The organism is Candidatus Magnetaquicoccus inordinatus (assembly GCF_004217665.1).
Lineage (GTDB): Bacteria > Pseudomonadota > Magnetococcia > Magnetococcales > Magnetaquicoccaceae > Magnetaquicoccus > Magnetaquicoccus inordinatus.
In genome coordinates this window covers 1-1,093 of record NZ_RXIU01000518.1, presented here as the reverse complement: position 1 = coordinate 1,093, position 1,093 = coordinate 1, and the positions used below count along the sequence as shown (strand labels likewise).

Genomic DNA, 1,093 nt, shown 5'->3' with positions numbered 1-1,093 from the left:
GTTGTTTTGGGTGGTGAATAGTTACAACGCATAAAACAAAACCGGGAGTCAAAAAAGTCATCCCTTTTTCGCTCCCGAGTGTACCGGCTTTGTCACCCTGTTGCGTGAACAGCTCGACACGCAACTGATGACGACCAGGTTTAACCAGTATGAGGTCCAAAACCAGATAACCCAACTCCCCAGAGGCCCGGTAAGATAAGGCATGCAGTGGAGTGGAGCGGAGTCTGCCCTGCGCATCCTCCTGGAGGCGTTCTGTAAAATAGGCATTGCTGATATAGGCAGGCTGACGCAACGGGGGAAGTGCTGTTTGTGCACTGGCCAACCCACTATTCGCCCCTCCCAACCAGAGCGAGCAGATACAAAACCAGAGCCTTCTGCTCAAATAGTCTCTCCTTCACTCAGACGCGCCAATGTTTCGGCTTGATGGTGTGCTGCCAACGATTCGACAATCTCCACCAAATCTCCCTGCAACACCTGGTCAAGTTTATGCAGAGTCAAATGGATGCGATGATCGGTAACCCGCCCTTGTGGAAAATTATAGGTGCGAATACGTTCCGAACGATCACCACTGCCCACTTGGTCGCGGCGATCACGGGAGCGTTCATCATGGGCTGCCCGCTGCTGCATATCAAAAAGACGGGCCTTGAGCACCTTTATCGCCTGTGCCTTGTTTTTATGTTGCGATTTTTCATCCTGGCAGATGACCACCAATCCGGTCGGCAAATGGGTCACCCGCACTGCCGAATCGGTGGTATTGACACTTTGTCCTCCGGGACCGGAGGCACGAAAGACATCAATGCGCAGCTCTTCTCGTTCATTGATCTGCACATCCACCTCATCCGCTTCAGGCAGGATGGCGACCGTACAGGCGGAGGTGTGGATTCTGCCACCAGCTTCGGTTACCGGTACGCGCTGCACACGATGCGCACCTGATTCAAATTTCAAGGCGCTGTAGACCCCTGCACCGCTGATCATGGCAATGATCTCCTTGAATCCTCCCAAGGCTGTGGCACTGCTGCTTAAGGTCTCTACCCGCCAGTTGCGCAGTTCGGCATAGCGGCAATACATGCGAAACAGATCGGCTGCAAACAAA

The 1,093-nt window shown here is 53.3% G+C and carries 2 protein-coding genes; both read right to left on the bottom strand.

The window, feature by feature from the left end:
* Positions 1-382: hypothetical protein (locus tag EJP87_RS16960; protein ID WP_130472996.1), on the bottom strand; the 382-nt coding region annotated here is incomplete at its 3' end.
* On the bottom strand, positions 379-1,093 hold a 715-nt coding region (locus tag EJP87_RS16955), incomplete at its 5' end, for a peptide chain release factor 1 (RefSeq protein ID WP_130472995.1). The genes EJP87_RS16955 and EJP87_RS16960, both read right to left, overlap by 4 nt.